Genomic DNA, 19,448 nt, shown 5'->3' on the forward strand with positions numbered 1-19,448 from the left:
ATGACGGTCGTCGGCGAGGAGCGCGCCGCGCAGGTCGCGTCGTCGTTCCGCCACGCCACGGCGCTCGACGGACTGCGAGGCCTCGCGGTCGCGGCCGTCGTCGTCTATCACCTTCGTTCCGACCTGTTGCCCGGTGGGTTCATCGGCGTCGACGTGTTCTTCGCGCTGTCGGGGTTCTTGCTCTCGGCGCTGCTCGTGCGCGAGGTCGAACGTACCGGCCGGGTGGCGCTCGGGGCCTTCGTCATCCGCCGGGTGCGCCGCCTGCTGCCCGCCACGTTGCTCGTCCTCGTCGGCGTGCTCGCCTACGCGGCAACATGGGCCGAACCAGAGGAGCTCGGACGGCTTCGCGACCACGTGCTCGGGGCGCTCACGTACTCGATCAACTGGGTGTTCATCGCCGACGGCACGACCTACACCGACGTCGTGCTCGGGGCGTCACCGCTGCGTCACATGTGGTCGCTGGCGATCGAAGAGCAGTTCTACGTCGTGCTCGCGCTCGGCGTCGCCGGTCTCGCCGCCGTGGTGAGATCGAAGCCCGAACGACTGCGCTGGTGGCTCTGCGTCGGTGCGACGGCGCTGGCCGGTGCGAGCGCAGTGTGGATGCTCGTCCTCCAGACGGGCGCCGCCGATCTGTCCCGCCTCTACTTCGGCTCCGACACACGGGCCCAGACGATGCTGCTCGGCGTCGGCGCCGGCGCCTGGCTGGGGGAGCGGCTCCTCGATCACCCGTCCGCGATCAGCCGAGGTCCGTCGAGGATCGATGTCGGCCTGGCGGTGATCGGTGTCGGCGTCCTCGTGCTCGTCGCGCTCACCGCGTCCGAGAACGCATCGTGGATGTACCGGGGCGGATTCGCCGTCGTCGCGGTCGCCTCGGTGGCGACGATCCGTGCCGCGCTGTCGCTCGACCGGCTCGGTCGTGCGCTGTCGTTGCGCCCGTTGGCGGCGCTCGGTGCGATCTCCTACGGCGTCTACCTCTGGCACTGGCCGGTGCTCGTCATCCTCGACGAGGATCGTCTCGGCCTCGACGGCTTCGCGCTCGACATCGCCCGCGTGGCGATCACGCTCGTCGTCGCCACCCTCTCGTACGTCCTCGTCGAGCAGCCGATCCGGCGCGGTTCGCTCGGTCGGTCCATCGGCCGTTGGTCACTCGCTCTGGCTCCGCTCGTCGTCGTTGCCGTCGGCGCGGCGGCGATCGTCGTGACCGACACGTCCGACGACCCGACGCTGGCGGACGTGGTGGCCCAGACGCCCGACGACCCCGCGTTGGCGGATCCCGATTTGTTCCAGATCGCTGCGCTCGGGGACTCGGTGATGCACACCCTGATCGGCGGCTCACTGGGGACCGGGCTCGAATCGATCCCGTGGAACCAGGAGCAGTCGTCGTTCGATCGCAGCGAGGTCGCCGTGACCACGATCGCCCGACCGGCGTGTTCGTTCCTGCCTGGCGAGGTGGCATTCGAAGAGCCGGGCGGCTCGTATCAGACCGCCGACCTCTCCGCTCCCTGCCGCGACTGGCGAGGCGACATCAGCGCGGCCAGCGAGCGACCCGTGTCCGCGGACGTCCTGATCGTGTTGCTCACCAACGACCTCGAAGACCGCCAGATCGACGGCACCATCGTCCCGTTTGGCACACCCGAATGGGACGACCTGCTGTTCGCGTGGCTCGACGAGTTGACCCTGTTGACCGCCGGCCTGGACACGGACCTGGTGCTGCTGGCGACACCGCCGCGCATCGAACCGAACTGGTCGACGCCGGAGGGGGAGCGGGAGCACCGCGTGCGCGAGATCTTCGAGATCGTCGCCGTCGCCAACGAACACGTGTCGGTCATCGACCTGAGCGAGTTCGTCGACGACGACTCCGCCGTTCGCTACGACGGCCTGCACTACACGGCCGACGGCGCCCGTCAGGTGGCGACTTGGCTGCTCCCGCAACTGCAGGAGATCGACGCCGGCTGAGCGCCCGGCTGACGGACGACGCGCCTGACGGCTCAGCAGGCAGCGGCGGGCAGGGTGTCGTCGACGAGCGTGACCAGTCCGTCGACGACGGCGGACGCCTTGCGGCGCTGCCCGTCGAGATCAGGATGGAAGCCATCGGCGCCGAGCAAGGTGCCGTCGAGATCGTGCCCGGGGAAATCGTCGAAGAGCGCGTCGTCGCCCGAGCCGTCGCTGCCCAGTAGTGGTGGGCGCTCGACCAGCACGGTCACTGCGGGCTCGTCCGAGAGCAACGCGTTGAACGCCACGATGCCCGGATTGAGTTCGGGGAAACGTCCGTCGAGGGTCTCGCTCACCGAGTTCATCGGTAGCGCAAACGTCGTGATGCCTGCGGTTTCGAGCAGGTCGATCGCCAGGCGCAGGTCGGCGAGCGCTCGTTGCGGGTCGTACCCGTTCACCTGCAGGTCGATGAAGCTCGGCGCGATGACGGCGAGCGTGCGTTCGGACCGGTCACCATCCCAGTCGGAGAGGACCTCGGGGATGTGCAAGAACAGCTTGAACGCTGGCCCCGGCCCCCACACGTCCCAGTCGCCCATCGTCTGGCCCGGCTCGGCTGCGTTGATGATCTCGACGCCGTCGAGGACCCCGACGTCGTCGACCGAGCGGAGCAGTTCGGTCCACGCCGGCTGCTCGATGACCCCGTCGACCACGTAGTCACTGTCGGTGGAGTTGCCGAACACGACGAGTTGCTCGACGCCCAGTCGAGCCAACACGCACGGCTCGGCGGGAACCGTCGTCGTGCTGCTCGTGGTGCTGGTGGTCGTGCTCGTCGTGCTGGTCGTCGTGCTCGTGGTGCTGGTCGTCGCGGCAGGTGGGATGAGCGACGTCGTCGGCGCCGAGGTGGATCCGTCGGCACAACCGACGACGATCAAACCCGCGACGAGCCCGAACACGGCACGGCGTCTCAGGACAGTTCCTCCGGCACGGGCACGACCGGGTAGGTGCCGGTGATGTCGGCCCCGCTGATGCCGCCGCCACCTGCGCACCGCTCGAAGAACAGCAGCAGGTTGTCTTCGTACTGGCGCACGAGACAGAAGTTGTCGGCGACCGCCTGGTTGTGCTCCTGGGACTGTCGACGCGTCGAGGTGTTCGGCTCCAGCCATCCCGACCAGAAGTTCGTCAGCACGAGGAAATCCGCCTGTTCGATGTCCTCGGCCAGTCCGGACCCCTCCGCATCCGACAAGCCGGGATCCATCTCGACGTAGTAGGTGCCCGGTTCGAGCTCGGGGAACAGGAAGTAGATCGACACGTCGGAGTACACCGTGCGACTCAGGTCGGCCGTCCCGACGATCAGCCGGTCGCCTGGCTCGCTGCGGGCTTCCAGGTCGGGAATCAGCGCGATCAACGAGTTCGCCACCTCCGGGTTGCCGAACCAGAACCGCTTGTCGCCACGTTCCACGAGGAACGGCAACGGCAGGTCGCCGATGGCCACCCGCGTGTGCAGCGCGTAGTAGCGGAACGTGTAGAACGGCGTGACCACCAGCATCAGTGCGAGCACGGCAGCGGTGCCGATCAGCGCCGGACGTCGACTCGGGGTCGGGCTGGTACCGCCTCGGGCCCGGCGTCGATCCACGACCTCAGCGATCGCGGCGACCGCCAGCGGCCACGACACCATCGCCACCCAGGCCAGATGCGTCGAATCCGGCCGCTGCATCGCTTGCGGCAGGATGCCGAGACCGAAGATCCCGACGACGAACAACAGATCGGTCCGTGGCGTGGCCAGACCGCGCCGGAGCCGCCAGGCCACGAACGGCACCGCCGCAGCCACGATGATGACCGCGAAGAACCAGAAGAACAGCTGATGGTTGGCGGCCGGGGCCGGCAGCGGGTACCAGGGTGGAACCGCCTCGGCGATCGCTTGGAGTGCGCCGTCGATCTCACCGAACGACGGCGGCGATGGCAGTTCACGGCCGGGGCGAAGGTTGACGACCGGGTCGATCACGATCCCCTTGAACGTCGCGACCGGACCGGCGACGGCGAGATGGATCCACATCGGTAGCAAACCGGCGATGCCGCCGAGCAGCACCGGTCGGAATGCGGCTCGTCGGTGGACCCACCCGACGGCGAGCAACGCGAGCGAGACGGCGATCACGATGTCAGGCCGGAACGACATCGCCATGCCTCCGAGGACGCCCGCCGCCGCCCACGAACGCCGCGAGCCGTTCTGCCGTGCACGGATCGCGAACACGAGACCCCACAGCGCCAGGGCAACGGCGCCGTGCCAGGCCAGCGCCGCCAACCCGATCGGCGTCATCACCAGCAGCGAGGCGACGACGCCGGCAGCTACCGTCACAGTGCGTCCCCAAGGCCGCACCAACGTCACCAGAGCGAAGATGATCGCCAGATTCTGGAGGAGTCCGAACGTGCGCTGGGTCTCCAACGTCTCGCCGACGACGGCGTACCACCCGGCGAGTGCGTGCAATGAGCCGGGTCCGTACAGATGCAGGAAGTCGACGTTGGGAACCTTGCCGTCGAGCACCATCCGCGGGAAGACGAGCATGAAGCCTTCCTCCATCGACGATCCCGGTGCGCGATACAGACCCCGGACCGGGAGCGCCGCGAAGACGGCGACGAGCACGGTCGCGACGACGTTGCCGCGATGCCACGCGCGCGGATCCCACCGCACCGGGCCACCCAGGACGAACGGCACCGACGACGACTCGTCACCTTCGGCGTCGAGGAGGGAGTCGTCGGGGTCGGCGGTCAGGAGGTCGGCGTCGTCGTTCAAGCGCCCCGAGCGTACTCAGGCAGCGGCGTCGCCCGGTTCCGCGTCGACACGCACCCGTGGGCGTATCGTCGCGTCGATGACCGGCGCAGCAGACCCCCTCGCCGACCTGGACCGGATCGCCCACGATCTGCGTGCACAGGGCGTGCGACGTCTCCACGTCCTCGCGTGGCGCGATCTCGACGATCCCGACGGCGGCGGCTCCGAGGTCCACGCCGACGAGTGCATGCGCCGGTGGGCGGCCGCCGGACTCGAGGTCACCCATCGCACGTCCCACGCGATGGGCCAACCCGCCGTCGCCGAACGCAACGGCTACCGGGTGATCCGGCGGGGGAGTCGCTACAGCGTGTTCCCGCGTGCGATCGCCGCGGAGGTCACCGGACGGATGGGACGCTTCGATGCGCTCGTCGAGATCTGGAACGGCGTGCCCTGGATGTCACCGGTCTGGTGTCGGCGCCCGAGGATCACCTTCTTGCATCACGTTCACGGTCCGATGTGGGACCAGATCCTGCCCGGTCCGCTGGCGGCGTTCGGTCGAGCGCTCGAGACCAAGCTCGCCCCGCCCTTCTACCGGCGCGGGCTCACCGTCACCCCGTCCGATGCCACACGCGAAGAACTCCTCGAGATCGGGTTCCGACCCGATCGCACCGTGGCGATCCCCAACGGCACCGACCCGCGTTTCGTGCCGGGCGGCGTCAAGACCGACCATCCCTCGATCGTCGCCGTGGCGCGGCTGGCCCCCGTCAAGCGATTCGAGTTGCTGATCGAAGCCGCGGCGCAGGCGCGTGCCGAGGTGCCGACGCTGACGTTGACGATCGTCGGTGACGGGCCCGAACGAGCGCGCCTCGACGCCGAGGTCGCTCGGCTCGGCGCTGCCGACTGGATCACCTTCGCCGGTCGAGTCGCCCACGAGGACCTCGTCGCGTTGTACCAGCGTGCCTGGGTCGTGTCGAGCGCCTCGCTCGCCGAAGGCTGGGGCCTCAGCCTCACCGAGGGCGCCGGTTGCGGTACGCCGGCGGTGGCGACCGACATCCGAGGTCATCGCAGCAGCGTCGTCGACGGCATCACCGGGGTGCTCGCCGCGCCGGAGCGACTCGGTGCAGCACTCGTCGAGGTGTTGACCGACGATGTGCTCCGCCGTCGTCTGGCAACGGCTGCCGAGGCCCGGGTGCGCCAGATGACCTGGGACGCGACGGCGGCGGGAGTGCTCGGACAACTGCACCGTGCCGTCACCGGTGACGGCTAGGATCACGGGCCGCATGCGCAGCGTGGTCGTGCTTCCGACGTACAACGAAGCAGCAAACATCGAGCGGTTCCTCCGCAAGGTGCGCAAGGCCGCGCCCCTGACCGACGTGCTCGTCGTCGACGACGACAGTCCCGACGGCACAGGAGAGATCGTCGCCGAGCTCGCTGACGAACTCGGTCGCATCTCGCTGCTCCCTCGGCCCGGCAAGCGAGGGCTGGGCAGCGCCTACCGCGACGGCTTCGCTGCGGTGCTCGCCGCCGACTACGACGTCGTCATCACGATGGACGCCGACATGTCGCACGACCCGGAGCGCATCCCCGATCTGCTCGAACTCGTCGCCGACGGCGCCGATCTCGCGATCGGGTCGCGCTACGTCACCGGTGGCGGCACGACCGACTGGCCGATCCGCCGCCAACTGCTGTCGAAATGGGGCAACGCCTACACCCGAGCGATCCTCGGCGTCGCCCCACGAGACTGCACCGGCGGCTACCGCGCGTATCGAGCGACGTCGTTGGCGGCAATCGACCCGACGTCGACATCCGCCGAGGGCTACGCGTTCATGACCGAACTCGTCCGCCGCCTGTCCGACCGAGGCGCAGCGATCGTCGAGACGCCGATCATCTTCCGCGATCGAACCGCCGGGAAGTCGAAGATGTCCGGCCGGATCATCGTCGAGTCGATGGTGCTCGTCACCCGATGGGGGCTCGGCGATCGGTTCCGCCGTCTCGTCGGTCGGCGCTGATCTCGATCGTGATGGCCGAGCGCGCACCGTCGACCGGTTGGCGTCGAGGCGCACTCGTCGTGATCGGCGTGGCGCTGCCATTGATCGTCGCCGTGATCGCGCTCGCCGGGCGCCGCTTCTACCCGGTCCTCGATCTCGCCATGACCGAGTTCCGCCTGCGCGACGTGGGCGGGCGCCAGACCCCGCTGATCGGTTTGCCGGGCCGTATCGGAGACCTACCCGAGCAGGGAAGCCATCCCGGTCCGTTGAGCTTCTGGATGCTCGCTCCCGGCTATCGGGCCTTCGGGAGTTCGGCGTGGGCGATGGAGGCAGCGACGTTGTCGCTGCAGTTGACCTGGATCTCGCTGGCGATGTGGATCGGTCACCGCCGTCTCGGCTGGGTCGGCGTCGCCACGACTGCGGCCGTCGTGGCCGTCGTGATCCGCGGCTACGGCTTGACCACGCTGCTCCAGCCGTGGAATCCCTACCTCCCGCTGCTCGCCTGGCTCGTCATCCTGCTCGCGACGTGGTCGGTGTTCTGCGGCGATCACCTCATGTTGCTGCCCCTGGTGTTCGCCGCGTCGTTCGCCGCTCAGACCCACATTCCGTATCTGTTGATGGCCGGAGGACTCGGCCTCGCCGCCGTCGCGGTGGTCCTCGCCCGCTGGTGGCGAGGCCCGGCGAACCCTCACCGTCGAGCGACCGGCGTAGCGATCATCGCCACCGTCGGCGCGTTCGGCGCGCTCTGGTTGCCGCCCTTGGTCGATCAGGTCCGACGCGATCCCGGCAACATCACCCGGCTCCTGGACCACTTCGGCGCCCCCTCCGACGACCCGATCGGCTTCGTGTCCGGCTTCCGGTTGCTGCTGCGCCATCTCGACGTCATCGGCGGGTTCGTCGCGCAGCTCTGGGGCGACGAACGGTTCCTCACCGAAGGATTCGATCCGGACGGGCCGATCTGGGCCGGCGTCGTCGTGCTCGCCGCGTGGATCGTGGCGGTGGTCGTGGCTCGGCGCCTCGACCACGCGCCGCTCGTACGGCTACACGCGGTGATCGGGCTCACGTTGATGTTGTCGTGGCTCTCGATGTCACGGATCTTCGGCCTGCGCTGGTTCTACCTGACCCTGTGGGCGTGGACGACCACGGCGCTGCTCCTGGTGGCCGTCGCGTGGACGGCGATCACCTGGTGGCGTCGTGAACGACCCGAGGCCGCCGAGGCGGTCGCGCCGAGGCGACTGACGATCGTCGCGTCGGTCGTTGCGTCGGTCGCGACGCTCAGCATGATCGTGGTCGCGCCGTCGACCGACCACGCCGAAGAGCATCTCGGCGACACACTCGGCGAGCTCGTCGGGCCGACCGTGGCTGCGCTCGAAGCGGGGGTCGGAGCGGCAACCGGCCCTGACGGGGTCTACGTCGTGGAATGGGACGACGCCTACTTCTTCGGCAGTCAGGCGTTCGGTTTGGTCAGCGAACTCGAGCGGGCCGGGCTCGACGCTCGCGGGTACGACTTCTGGGCGGTGCCGATGACGCCGAAGCGCACGGTGGGCGGCGACGTCGTGACCGCCGAAGTCATCTTCGCAACGGGCGGTTTCGTCGACGTGTGGCGCGCCGACGAACGCGTCGTCGAGGTCGTCGCGGTCGAGCCACGCGACGCCGAGGAGTTGGCGGAGTACGAGACGCTGCGCGATGACCTGATCGACGACCTCGAAGCGAACGGACTGAGCGAGCTGGTCGACGACGTCGACACGAACCTGTTCGGACTCAACGTCGATCTGCGCATCAGTGCAGATGCTCGTGCGATCAGCGGTCGGATGATCGACCTCGGCCAGCAGACCGCCGTGTTCATCGGTCCGCCCGGTGTGACCCGATGACCCAGACCGAGCTGGCAGCGGTGGCTCGCCGACACGGCTGGATCGTCCTCGCGGCCGCGACGAGCGTCGTCATCGCGATCTCGGCGATACGCGGCGTGGCGAGGGGCTACCAGCCCGTCAGCGACAACGCGCTGATCGAGATTCGGGGCCGTGACGTGTTCACGGGCGACCACCCGCTGCTCGGCACCTGGTCGTCGGCGTCGGTCGGAGCCGGGATCGACGTGAACCATCCGGGGCCGCTCCTGTTCGATCTGGTTGCCGTGCCGATTCGGCTGTTCGGAGCGCCGGCCGGCATCGCGTTCGCCGTCGCCGCCCTGCACATCGCCGTGGTGTGGACCGTCGGCTGGGTTGCTCGCCGCGCCGGGGGACCGACGGCGGCGATCACGGCGATGGCGGTCACCGCCGGGCTCGTGTGGACACTCGGCAGCGAACTGCTCTACGACCCGTGGCAGCCCAACGTGCTCGTCCTGCCGTTCTGGCTGCTGCTGTGCACGGTGTGGGCGGTGATGGCCGGAGACGTTCGCCTCTTCCCGCTGGCGTGCGGCGTCGGTTCGTTCGCGATGCAGACCCACCTCGGCTACGTGACGATCGTGCCCGTCCTGCTCGGCGTTGCCGCGGTCGCAGCCGCCGTTCGCGTGTGGCCGGATCGACGTCACGAACTACGACGACCCACCGTGCTCTCGATCGCGGTGATCGGCGTCCTCTGGGCGCAACCGCTGTGGGAGCAGTTCTTCGGGCCGGGACGCGGCAACCTCGGCCGTGTCGTCACCGCGGGAACCGGCGGCGGCGACGACTTCGAGCCCGTCGCGAGCACGACGACGGGGCTGACACTCGGCGTTCGGATGCTCGCTTCGGTGCTCGCGCTGCCGCCGTGGTGGGGGCGACCTGGGTACGACGACTCGATCCCCGGCTCGACCCAGACCGTCACCGCCGACGGGCTCGAGATCGACGTCGTCGGGTTGTCATCGTTCGGGTCGGCCCTTCTCGGGCTGCTCGTGGTCATGGTGGCCGGTATCGTGGCCTGGCGCTTCGCTCGCCGAGCCGGTGCCCGACGCGTCGAATTCGCCTTCGCCACGCTCATCACGGTCCTGGCGGTGGCTGCGATCACGGTGGTGATCACGCCGATCGACATCATCGGGCTGTCGCCGCACAAGGTGCGCTGGCTCTGGGCGATCGGCGCCTTCCTCACGTTCACGCTCGCCATGGCAGTGCTGGCATCACTGTCGCCGCAGCAGCGGCAGTACGGCGTCGGCGCGTTGGCCGTCGTCGCCGGCCTGGCGCTGGTGGCGACGGTGCCGAGCCACGCCAACCAGTCGGGGCCGACACAGTTCGCCGCCACGTACGACTCGATCGAGGACCTGCGTCGTCAGCTCGACGTCGTGCTCGACGACCTCCGCGACGCCGACGGCGCCCCGATCGAATCCGTGCTCTTCGACGCCGACGGCATCGGGTTCGGTGAGCCCTACACCGCGCCGGTGATGGCCGAGTTCCTCCGCAACGGCATCGATCTGGTCGTCGACGACTCCACGCTGGGTCGCCAGCTCGGTCCCGACCGTCGTGCCGACCCGAACGACCCGAACGTCACGCCGTCGGGCGAAACTCGCCCGACGGTCTTCGTACGCGCCGGCTCGGCAGCGCTCGACGTGCCGGCCGGCGTCGAACGGCTGGCGTTCCACGACGGAGACCCGAGTCCGTTCTCGCTCACCGACGTCACCGATCGTGCCGTCGCCGTGTTCGTCACGACCGACGCCACGGGAGACACGCAATGAGGGGAGACGCGCAATGAGCGCCGGACAGCGACGGGTCGACATCGTCGTGCCGGTGTACAACGAGGAGCAGATCCTCGAACGCAGCATCGCGCGACTGGTCGAGCACCTCGACGACCAGTTCCCGTTCGAGTGGCGCATCGTCGTCGCCAACAACGCCTCCACCGACGCCACGGGGGTCATCGCCGAGCGGCTCGCCGGTGGCGATGACCGCATCAGCCACCTCCACCTCGATCAGAAGGGCCGAGGTCGAGCGCTGCGCGCCGCGTGGCTCGCGTCGGACGCCGACGTGGTCGCCTACACCGACGTCGACCTGTCCAGCGGTCTGACCGGGCTGCTCCCGCTGGTGGCCCCGCTGGTGACGGGTCACTCCGACGTCTCGGTCGGGTCGCGCCTGTCGTCGGGTTCGGTCGTCGCTCGTGGTCCCAAGCGCGAGCTGATCTCGCGTTGCTACAACGTGTTGCTGCGACTCGTGTTCGCCGTGCGCTTCCGAGACGCCCAGTGCGGGTTCAAGGCGGTGCGGGCCGACGTGGCGCGTGCGCTGCTGCCCGCCATCGAGGACGAAGCCTGGTTCTTCGACACCGAGTTGCTGCTGCTCGCCGAACACAACGGCCTGCGCGTCCACGAGGTGCCGGTCGACTGGGTCGACGACCCCGACAGCCGCGTCGACGTGCGTTCGACCGCGATGGAGGATCTGCGTGGCGTGCGCCGCATGGTCGGCCGGTTCGCTCGCGGCACGGCGCACGTCGACCTCGGACCGCTGGAGCGTCAGCCGCTCGCCGACGACTTCGGCCGCCAGACCGTCACCTTCGGCGTCATCGGACTCGTCTCGACGCTGATCAGCCTCGGCATCTTCCTCGCGCTGCGCGACGAGATCGGCGCGGTGTGGGCGAACGTGGTCGGCGTGACCGCGACCGCGCTCGGCAACAACTGGGCGAACCGACGCTGGACGTTCCGACGCCGCAGCGACCAGGACCGCACGTGGCGGCTGGCGTCCACGCTCGTCGTGTTCGCGCTGACGTTGCTCGGCACGAGCCTGGCGCTCGCCGCGGTCGCCGGCAATCGATCCGCGGAGTTGCTCGTCCTCGGTCTCACGTGGGCGGCTGCTGCCGTGCTGCGCTTTGTATTCTTGCGCAGGTGGGTCTATCGATGAGGCGAGAACGATGAAGGTCGGTGTGCTCGTCGTGGCGTACAACGCCGAGTCCACGCTGCACTGGGTGCTCGACCGCATCCCGGCGACACTGCGTCGGGATCTCGCCGAGGTGCTGGTGATGGACGATCATTCGACCGACGACACCTTCGCGGTCGCGCATCGCTACGCCAACGGCGAGCTTCCCCTGACGATCGTCCGCCACGAACGCAACCTGGGTTACGGCGGCAACCAGAAGGCCGGGTATCGCTATGCGATCGACCACGGATGGGACGTCGTGGTGTTGCTCCACGGCGATGGGCAGTACGCGCCCGAGAAGATGCCCGACCTGCTCGCGCCGATCCTCGACGGTGACGCCGACGCTGTGTTCGGGTCGCGCATGCTCGACCGCGGCGGGGCCCGGCGGGGCGGCATGCCGATGTACAAGTTCGTCGGCAACCGCATCCTCACCACCGCGCAGAATGCGATCACCGGCGCCGGGCTGAGCGAGTGGCATTCGGGCTACCGTGCGTATCGCACCGCCGCGTTGGCCGATCTCGACTTCGTCGGCAACAGCGACGACTTCGACTTCGACACCGAGATCATCCTCCAGCTGCTCGGCGCCGACAAGCGGATCGTGGAGGTGCCGATCCCGACCTACTACGGCGACGAGATCTCGCGGGTCAACGGCATCGCCTACGCCAAGGACATCATGGTCGACACGATCCGCCACCGGCTGGGTGAGGCCGGGTTCGGACGCGGTGAACTCGGCCACAAGCGCGAGGCCTACGAGTACAAACCGTCGCCGAACAGCTCGCACGGCATCGTGCTCGAACTCGTACCGGACGGCCGGCCGCTGCGCATCCTCGATGTCGGCTGCGGCCCGGGATGGGTCGCCGCCGAACTGCGTCGCCGCGGTCATCACGTCACGGGCGTCGACATCACGACCACCGACGGTGTGAGCGACCGAACCGACCGGTTCTTCGAGGCCGACGTCGAAGGCGGACTGCCCGACGAGGTCGGTGACGGCTTCGACGTGATCATCGCCGCCGACGTCATCGAGCACGTTCGCGATCCCGATGCGCTCCTGGCCGATCTCGCCGGCCGGATGGAGCCGAGCGGCATGATCCTCGCCAGCGTTCCCAACTTCGGACACTGGTACCCGCGAGCCCGAACCGCAGCGGGATTGTTCGACTACGACCAGCGCGGGATCCTCGACCGCACCCACATGCGATTCTTCACTCGCCGCAGCTTCCGGCGCACGGTCGCCCACACGGGGCTGACCACCACTGCGGAGCGTTACGCCGGGCTCCCGCTCGACGTGTTGGGCGTCGACGGCGTGATCGGGCGCAGTGCCGGCGCCGTCGATCGGCTGATCACCCGGTTGTGGCCGACGATGTTCGCGTATCAGTTCGTGGTCCGCCTCGAAGCTGCACCGCACTCGATCGACGCGATCCCCCTCGCGAATGCCTGACCGTTCCGAAGCGGCCGGAGCCCGCCCCCGTCCGGCGTGGCACCCGAGAACCTGGAGCGACGACGCAGCGATCTGGGCGCTCATCGCCCTCGCCGTGGCGCTGTTCTGGTTGCTCTCGACGTCGTGGCGGCCGTGGGATCTGTTCGACCGAGCCGGGTTCAGCGCCGACTTCTACGACGAGCAGGCGCGTTCGTTCCTGCGCGGACGCCTCGCCGTGCGCCCGGAGGTACCCGGCCCTGAGGGTTTCCTCATCGACGGCAAGACGTACCTGTACTACGGGCCGTTCCTGGCGATCCTTCGAGTCCCGCTGGCGATCTTCGGTGAGGTGTTCGTCGGTCGGCTGGTTCGCTTCTCGATGCTCGTCGCCCTCGTCGTGCTCGGCCGGTGGACCGCTCGTCTCGCTCGCGCCGGATATGCCGTGTGGGCGATGAATCGCGACCACGCGACGCCCGGTCGCGGCCCGCAACTGGTGGTCGTCGCAGCAGTGTTGTTCTCGCCCGCCTTCTTCGCAGCCGGCTGGATCACGGTGTACCACGAGACCGAGATCTGGGCGTTCGCCTTGGCGGTCGTGTCGTTGACGTTGCTGGCCGAATGGGCGGCGAGCGGCTTCGACGACGGCCGGACGCTGCAGTGGGCGATCGCTGCCATCGTCGCCGCCACGATGACGAGAGCGCCGATCGGGTTGGGCATCGCGTTCGGGCTCGGCGTCATCGGCCTCGGGCTGGCGTGGCGCACACGTCGTGACCGGGGGAGCGCCGGGTGGAGACCGATCGGGGGAGCGGTGGGATCGTTGGCGGCGTACTGCGTCGTGAACGTGGCGAAATTCGGTTCCTTGTTCTCCGTGCCAGGCGATCGACAGGTGCTGTCGTTGACCGATCCGGCCCGCGCCGCGTTCTTCGAAGCGACCGGCGGCAGCTTCTTCAGCGTGCGGTTCCTGCCCACGACGCTGGCACAGTACCTCCGGCCCGACACGATCCGATTCGAACGCTTGGTACCCGGCATCCGCTACGGCCCCCTCGCAGAGAACTACGGCTCGCTCGACGTCGAGACGGTCACCCCCTCGTCGTCGCTACCGGTGAGCGCGACGTTGCTGGTCATCTTGGCGGTGTTCGGCGTGGCGTGGTTGGTGCGGCGGCGAGCGTCGACCTGGCTCGTCCTCGTCGGAGCCGGGGTGCTGTGCGCGGTGCCGAGTTTTCTGATCGGGTTCATCGCGAACCGCTACCTCATCGACATGCTCCCGCCGCTCGTCGTCGGCGCGGCGATCGGGGTGTGGGTCGTCGCGGACAGAGTCGGCGACGCCGGTGCGCTCGTTCGACGGTCCGCGACCGGGGCCGCGGTCGTCGCGATCGTGTGGGGTGCGTGGGTCAACGGTGCGCTCGCCACGTGGACGCTCGAGTACAAATCGCCGGGCTTCACCGAGTTCCGCTCCGACGTCGACGCCACCGTCTTCGGCGGCGGCGACGTCGGCACGGTACCGGCGGAGCCCGGGGGCGTCGTCCCGCGCGACGGCCTCGTCGGGCTCGGCGGCGACTGCTCTGGCGTCTACATGGCCGAACAGGGCGTCTGGGTCGCCTTGGAACGTGCCGACGGGCGTTCGACGGTCACCGGCGTGATCGACGAGTCGTCAGGCGCGTCGACTCGCCTCGCCGAGACCGACCAGTGGAGCGTCGACGCCGTGATCGCACCGTCCAGCGATGCGACGAGCGTGACCATCACCGCTGCTGGCCCGGGGATCAGCGTGCCGACGATCGTCGTGTTCGACGCCGTGGAACTCCCCGCCGAGTACACCATCGTCGTCGACGCGATCACCAACGAGACGTTCGTCGAACTCGACGGCGACGCACGGCTGCTCACCGGCGAACTGCTCCGCGCCGCCGACCAACCGATCGCCGTCGCCGGGTCCGTCGTCGACGAGCCATCACCGCTGTGCTCGAAGCTGGCCGGGCGAGCAGCGTCGTGACGAGTGAGCCTGGGGATCGAGAGCGTTAGGGTCGAGAGGGTGTTCGATTTCGACAACTCGTTCGCCCGTGAACTCCCCGAGTTGGGGCAACCCTGGTCGGCGGCGACCGTGCCCGAGCCGCGACTCGTCGCCCTGAACCGAACCTACGCCGCCGAGATCGGCATCGACGTCGACGCGCTCGACTCGTCCGAGGGTCTGGCCGTGTTCGCCGGCAACGCCGTGCCCGATGGCGCCGAGCCGCTGGCGCAGGCGTACGCCGGGCACCAGTTCGGCGGGTTCTCGCCCCGTCTCGGCGACGGTCGGGCCTTGCTGCTCGGTGAACACGTGGCGCCCGATGGCCGTCGCGTCGACGTCCACCTGAAGGGGTCCGGCCGGACGCCGTTCGCCCGCGGCGGCGACGGCAAGGCCGTGCTCGGCCCGATGCTGCGGGAGTTCGTGATGTGCGAGGCGATGGCGGCGCTTCGCGTGTCGACCACACGGGCGCTCGCCGTCGTGTCGACGGGGGAGCAGGTCGTGCGAGAGACGCTGCAGCCCGGAGCGATCTTCACGCGTCTCGCCGCGAGTCATCTCCGAGTCGGCACGTTCCAGTACGCAGCGACGCTCGACGATCCGCAGGCAGGTGCCGATCTGCTGCCGCGACTGCTCCGCTACGCAGCTCAGCGTCACCATCCGGCGGTGCTCGACACGGCGAACCCGGCCCTCGGGTTCATCGACGCGGTCATGGACGTGCAGGCACGACTCGTCGCCCGCTGGATGTCGCTCGGCTTCATCCACGGAGTGATGAACACCGACAACGTGACCATCTCGGGTGAGACGATCGACTACGGCCCGTGCGCGTTCATGGACGCCTACGAACCGAGCACCGTGTTCAGCTCGATCGACCACGGCGGTCGCTACGCCTACGGCAACCAACCGCACATCACCCAGTGGAACATGGCGCGTCTCGCCGAGACCCTGCTGCCGCTCATCGACGGCGACCTCGACACGGCGATCGGGTTGGCGACCGATCTGCTGCACGCGTTTCCCGAGCGCTACGAGCACCACGCGGCGGTGGAGATGGCGGCCAAGCTGTCCCTCGATGTCGATCATCCCGACGCTGCGCGTCTCGTCGCCGACCTGCTCACGTTGATGCACGCCGATCACGTCGACTGGACGTCGTGTTTCCGATCGCTGTCGGCCGCCGCGGCGGGCGACCGCGAGACCACTCGCCGGCTGTTCGTCGACCTCGCCGGCATCGACGCCTGGCTCGACCGATGGTTGCCGCTGGTCGCCGACGACCCGACGGCATCGACTCGCCTCGACTCGGTCAACCCGATCTACATCCCTCGCAACCACCTGGTCGAAGAGGCGTTGCAGGCGGCGATGTCAGGTGACCTCGCCCCGTTCGAGCAGCTCGCCGGCGTGCTCGCGGACCCCTTCACCCGTCGCGACGGCCTCGATCGCTACGCCGTCGCCAACCCCGACGACAGCGGGCGGTACCGGACGTTCTGCGGCACCTGAACGCTGGGCGCCTCGCGCCCGGTGCAACGCCATCACGAACAGCACGCCACCCACTGCGGTCTGGACCGCGATCACGCCGTACATGAACGCTCCCCGCACGACTGTGTGCGGCACGTCGATCGCCCACCACGCCGCGTAGGTCGAGGTAGCGCTCAGCGGGAGCGCCGCCATCGGCCACAGCGACCGGAGCGCCACCCGCCCGTCGAGTCGTTGCAGTACCGACGGTCGGAATCCGGTCGCGACCGAGCGGCGGAGGCCCCAGCGCTGCAGGGCGAAGTACGCGACGAACATCGGCGCAGCCCACGGGATCGCGACGGTCCACGCGACGACGATCGCTGCCGTGGCGAGCAGCCAGATCGCGCGAACGACCCGAGCTGGCTCGAAGGCCGACATCCATCCGCCTCGACCGAGGAGCAGGTGTGCCCCGGCCAGCACCGCCGACACCCAGAGGGCATAGAGCGCGAACTCGCTCGGGTCGAGCAGCTGGAGTGGTCCGCCGTGATCGGCGATCAGCTCGGGGTCATCGAGGTTCTCTGGCAGCCACATCGTCGTCGACCACGTTCCCCAGAACACGCCCAACCCGACCATTGCGACGAGCAACGTTCGCCACCGGCCCGCCAGGAGCCACGAACGAACGCCGACCAGCAACACGATGACGCTGAGCACCCCGTGCCACGCACCGAACCACACGGGGAAAAACGGCACGAACGGCCCGCCGGTGTACACCACCGGGGTGATCACACCCTCGACGAGCAGCCCGACGACCGGGGCGACGAGAAGCAACCCCCACCGGTCGCTCACTCGATAGCGATCGATCAGCCAGAGCGTGCCCGCCACAGCCGGCGCATAGACCGACATCACGACCAGATGGTCGAGCGGGGCAGGCGACCAATACCAGAACATGCGCTCGGAACCCACCCCGACTATCGCCGTGCAGAGCAACACGAACCAGAGCCGCCGGAGACCGTCGATGACATGCATGACCTCTCTGTCGGCCGCTGGCCCCACAACGGTTCACGGATCGGTGCGCGGCGAGTCGACCGGATCGGGCATGATCTCTCGATGCTCGCCACCGAGGTCTTGTACAGCGTCGAAATGGGCCTCTTGTTGCTGGCTTCGTGCGTGCTGATCGGGCCGATTCTGGCGGAGCGAGTCAGGGTTCCCGGACTGATCGGGCTGATCGCCGTGGGCATGCTCCTCGGACCCAACGTGCTCGAATGGCTGCGCATCGACGGCTTCGTCGCGACGGTCGGCGTGGCGGGCTTGTTGTATCTGATGTTCACCGCCGGCGTCGAGCTCGACCTCAAGACGTTCGCGGCGAACCGCACCGCGGCGATCACGTTCGGGCTCCTCACCTTCGTCATCCCGTTCACGCTGAGCTTCCTCGTCGGCCGTTTCGTGCTCGACTTCGGTCTCAGTGCGTCGGCGCTCGTCGGCGCGATGTGGGCGTCGCACACGGTCGTGGCGTACCCGGAGGCCAAGGCGGCCGGCCTCGACCGCAACCGGGCCGTGTCGTCGGCGGTGGCTGCGACGGTCATCACCGACGTCTTGGCGCTCGTCGTGTTGGCCGTGGCAGCCTCGTCGGCCGCGATCGCCGACGAGCCCGGCACCCGCTCGTCCGAGCCGACACCGGCACTGCCACTCTGGGCAGCGCTCGTGCTCGTGGTGGTGTTCTGCGTGGTACTGCTCCCACGAGCGACCCGGTGGATGTTCGCGCACGTCCTGCACTCGCGCACCCAACGCTACGTGTGGCTGCTCGGAGGCATGGCCGCCGGTGCGACCGTCGGTCTGCTCGGCGGCGTGGAAGGTCTCGTCGGTGCGTTCCTCGCCGGCATCGGGATGAACTCCTCGGTGCCGAGCAAGAGCGAACTCATGGAGCGGGTCGAGTTCGTCGGCAACTCGCTGCTCGTGCCTGCGTTCCTGGTGTCGGTCGGGTTGTCGATCGACCCGGCGGCGGTCGTGGAACCTGCGACCCTCGCGAAGGCGGCACTGTTCACCGGGCTGGTGGTGGTCGGCAAGACACTGCCGGCGGTGATCGCCGGACTCCGCTTCGGGTTCGCTCGCGCCGAGATCGCGATCATGGCGACGCTCACGATCGGCCAGGCGGCAGCGACGTTGGCGATCGCACAGGTCGGCGTCGCGACGGGTCTGTTCGATCAGGAGATCTTGAACGCCGCGGTCGTGACCGTCGTCGCCACCGTGCTCATCACGTCGTTCGGCACCCGACTGGCCGCCAAGAAGATGCCGCAGCCGGAGACCGGCGACGGCGCACTCGGGGAGCACGTCATCGTTCGGGCCGGACCCGTTCCGACCGCCGGCAACATGGCGCGTCTGGCGTCGGCGATCGCGCTCGGCGACAACGGGCTCATCACGCCGTTCGCCGAAGCGGTCGGTCAGCAGCCGGGCGACGATCGACTCAGCGCCTTGACCCAGGAACTCACCCACCTCGGCCACGACACCCTCGCCGTCCGACGAGTCGCCGATTCGATGCACGCGGCGGCGCTGTCGCTGTCACGAGAGGTGCAGGGGTCGATGCTCTTGCTCGCTATCAACGACCTCGGTCGGGTCATCAACCGCCCGGTGGCGAGCGAGCTCGACATCGTGGGCGCCGACTCGACCGTGCCGTGCGTGGCCGCGTGGCTCACCGACCATCGCTGGACCCGAATCGTCGTCGTCACCGGGCGTGACTCCATCGACGCAGCGCGACGACGCGACGTCGAACTCGTGGCCGACCTGGTCACCCGACTCGGACGCGACCTGTCCGGCCCGGTCATCGTGTTCTCCGACCCGGCGTCGCTCGACTCGAGCGCACAGTTGTTCCCGCAGGCGGCCGTCGCCCCGTACACGCCGGGAACAGGCGAGGTGCTGGAGCGGCTGGCGCCCACCGACCTCGTCGTGGTGCCCACCCACGTCGTCGTCGATGCCGGAGTGCTCGAACGTCAACGCCTTCGCAGCGCTCTCGACCCCGTGTCACTCGTCGTCGTCGGCGGCCCCGGACGGATGCGGACCTCGCTCGGCCCTCGCCCTCGACAGCTCATGGGTCTCCCGAGTCGCGACCACTGAG

The 19,448-nt window shown here is 68.9% G+C and carries 12 protein-coding genes; 10 read left to right on the forward strand and 2 right to left on the reverse strand.

From position 1 onward, the window contains the following. Window positions 1-1,956 (forward strand): acyltransferase family protein, encoded by a 1,956-nt coding sequence (locus ACE37B_RS00950; protein WP_409921415.1) that lies wholly within the window; start codon window positions 1-3, stop codon window positions 1,954-1,956. A gap of 32 nt (window positions 1,957-1,988) precedes the next feature. On the opposite strand, the gene ACE37B_RS00955 is transcribed toward ACE37B_RS00950, so the two are convergent. Together ACE37B_RS00955 and ACE37B_RS00960 are read right to left on the reverse strand one after the other, a co-directional pair. Then, on the reverse strand, window positions 1,989-2,885 hold the full coding sequence (locus ACE37B_RS00955) for a hypothetical protein (RefSeq protein WP_409921416.1): 897 nt from the start codon (window positions 2,883-2,885) through the stop codon (window positions 1,989-1,991). Between the two features lie 11 nt (window positions 2,886-2,896). Then, window positions 2,897-4,720 (reverse strand): hypothetical protein, encoded by a 1,824-nt coding sequence (locus ACE37B_RS00960; protein ID WP_409921417.1) that lies wholly within the window; start codon window positions 4,718-4,720, stop codon window positions 2,897-2,899. 76 nt (window positions 4,721-4,796) lie between these two features. Here ACE37B_RS00960 and ACE37B_RS00965 point away from each other — a divergent pair, with 76 nt between their 5' ends. From ACE37B_RS00965 to ACE37B_RS01005, 9 genes are all read left to right on the forward strand, one after another. Next, complete coding sequence (locus ACE37B_RS00965) at window positions 4,797-5,963, forward strand: glycosyltransferase family 4 protein (protein ID WP_409921418.1); 1,167 nt, start codon at window positions 4,797-4,799, stop codon at window positions 5,961-5,963. 13 nt (window positions 5,964-5,976) lie between these two features. Further along, entirely contained in the window at window positions 5,977-6,705 is a 729-nt protein-coding gene (locus tag ACE37B_RS00970) for a polyprenol monophosphomannose synthase (protein ID WP_409921419.1), read from the forward strand. An 11-nt stretch (window positions 6,706-6,716) separates the two neighbouring features. After that, a complete protein-coding gene (locus tag ACE37B_RS00975) occupies window positions 6,717-8,555 on the forward strand; it encodes a hypothetical protein (RefSeq protein ID WP_409921420.1) in 1,839 nt (612 codons plus the stop codon). Further along, a complete protein-coding gene (locus ACE37B_RS00980) occupies window positions 8,552-10,324 on the forward strand; it encodes a hypothetical protein (RefSeq protein WP_409921421.1) in 1,773 nt (590 codons plus the stop codon). The genes ACE37B_RS00975 and ACE37B_RS00980 overlap by 4 nt, the downstream gene beginning before the upstream one ends. A 13-nt stretch (window positions 10,325-10,337) precedes the next feature. Next, entirely contained in the window at window positions 10,338-11,474 is a 1,137-nt protein-coding gene (locus ACE37B_RS00985) for a glycosyltransferase (RefSeq protein WP_409921422.1), read from the forward strand. 10 nt (window positions 11,475-11,484) lie between these two features. Then, window positions 11,485-12,924, forward strand: a complete 1,440-nt coding sequence (locus ACE37B_RS00990) for a methyltransferase domain-containing protein (RefSeq protein WP_409921423.1) — start codon at window positions 11,485-11,487, stop codon at window positions 12,922-12,924. Continuing rightward, complete coding sequence (locus tag ACE37B_RS00995; protein WP_409921424.1) at window positions 12,917-14,884, forward strand: hypothetical protein; 1,968 nt, start codon at window positions 12,917-12,919, stop codon at window positions 14,882-14,884. The genes ACE37B_RS00990 and ACE37B_RS00995 overlap by 8 nt, the downstream gene beginning before the upstream one ends. A 39-nt stretch (window positions 14,885-14,923) precedes the next feature. Then, window positions 14,924-16,384, forward strand: coding sequence for a protein adenylyltransferase SelO (locus tag ACE37B_RS01000; protein WP_409921425.1), 1,461 nt, complete (start codon window positions 14,924-14,926; stop codon window positions 16,382-16,384). Between the two features lie 975 nt (window positions 16,385-17,359). Continuing rightward, complete coding sequence (locus ACE37B_RS01005; RefSeq protein WP_409921426.1) at window positions 17,360-19,447, forward strand: cation:proton antiporter; 2,088 nt, start codon at window positions 17,360-17,362, stop codon at window positions 19,445-19,447. Window position 19,448 lies beyond the last annotated feature (1 nt).

It is taken from the genome of Ilumatobacter sp. (assembly GCF_046290335.1).
Taxonomy (GTDB): Bacteria; Actinomycetota; Acidimicrobiia; order Acidimicrobiales; family Ilumatobacteraceae; genus Ilumatobacter_A.

Coding starts and splice junctions, on each gene's coding strand:
- ACE37B_RS00975 (WP_409921420.1), top strand. CDS start 6,717: ATGGCCGAGCGCGCACCGTCGACCGGTTGGCGTCGAGGCGCACTCGTC.
- ACE37B_RS00985 (WP_409921422.1), top strand. CDS start 10,338: ATGAGCGCCGGACAGCGACGGGTCGACATCGTCGTGCCGGTGTACAAC.
- ACE37B_RS00965 (WP_409921418.1), top strand. CDS start 4,797: ATGACCGGCGCAGCAGACCCCCTCGCCGACCTGGACCGGATCGCCCAC.
- ACE37B_RS00995 (WP_409921424.1), top strand. CDS start 12,917: ATGCCTGACCGTTCCGAAGCGGCCGGAGCCCGCCCCCGTCCGGCGTGG.
- ACE37B_RS01005 (WP_409921426.1), top strand. CDS start 17,360: ATGCATGACCTCTCTGTCGGCCGCTGGCCCCACAACGGTTCACGGATC.
- ACE37B_RS00990 (WP_409921423.1), top strand. CDS start 11,485: ATGAAGGTCGGTGTGCTCGTCGTGGCGTACAACGCCGAGTCCACGCTG.
- ACE37B_RS00980 (WP_409921421.1), top strand. CDS start 8,552: ATGACCCAGACCGAGCTGGCAGCGGTGGCTCGCCGACACGGCTGGATC.
- ACE37B_RS00970 (WP_409921419.1), top strand. CDS start 5,977: ATGCGCAGCGTGGTCGTGCTTCCGACGTACAACGAAGCAGCAAACATC.
- ACE37B_RS00950 (WP_409921415.1), top strand. CDS start 1: ATGACGGTCGTCGGCGAGGAGCGCGCCGCGCAGGTCGCGTCGTCGTTC.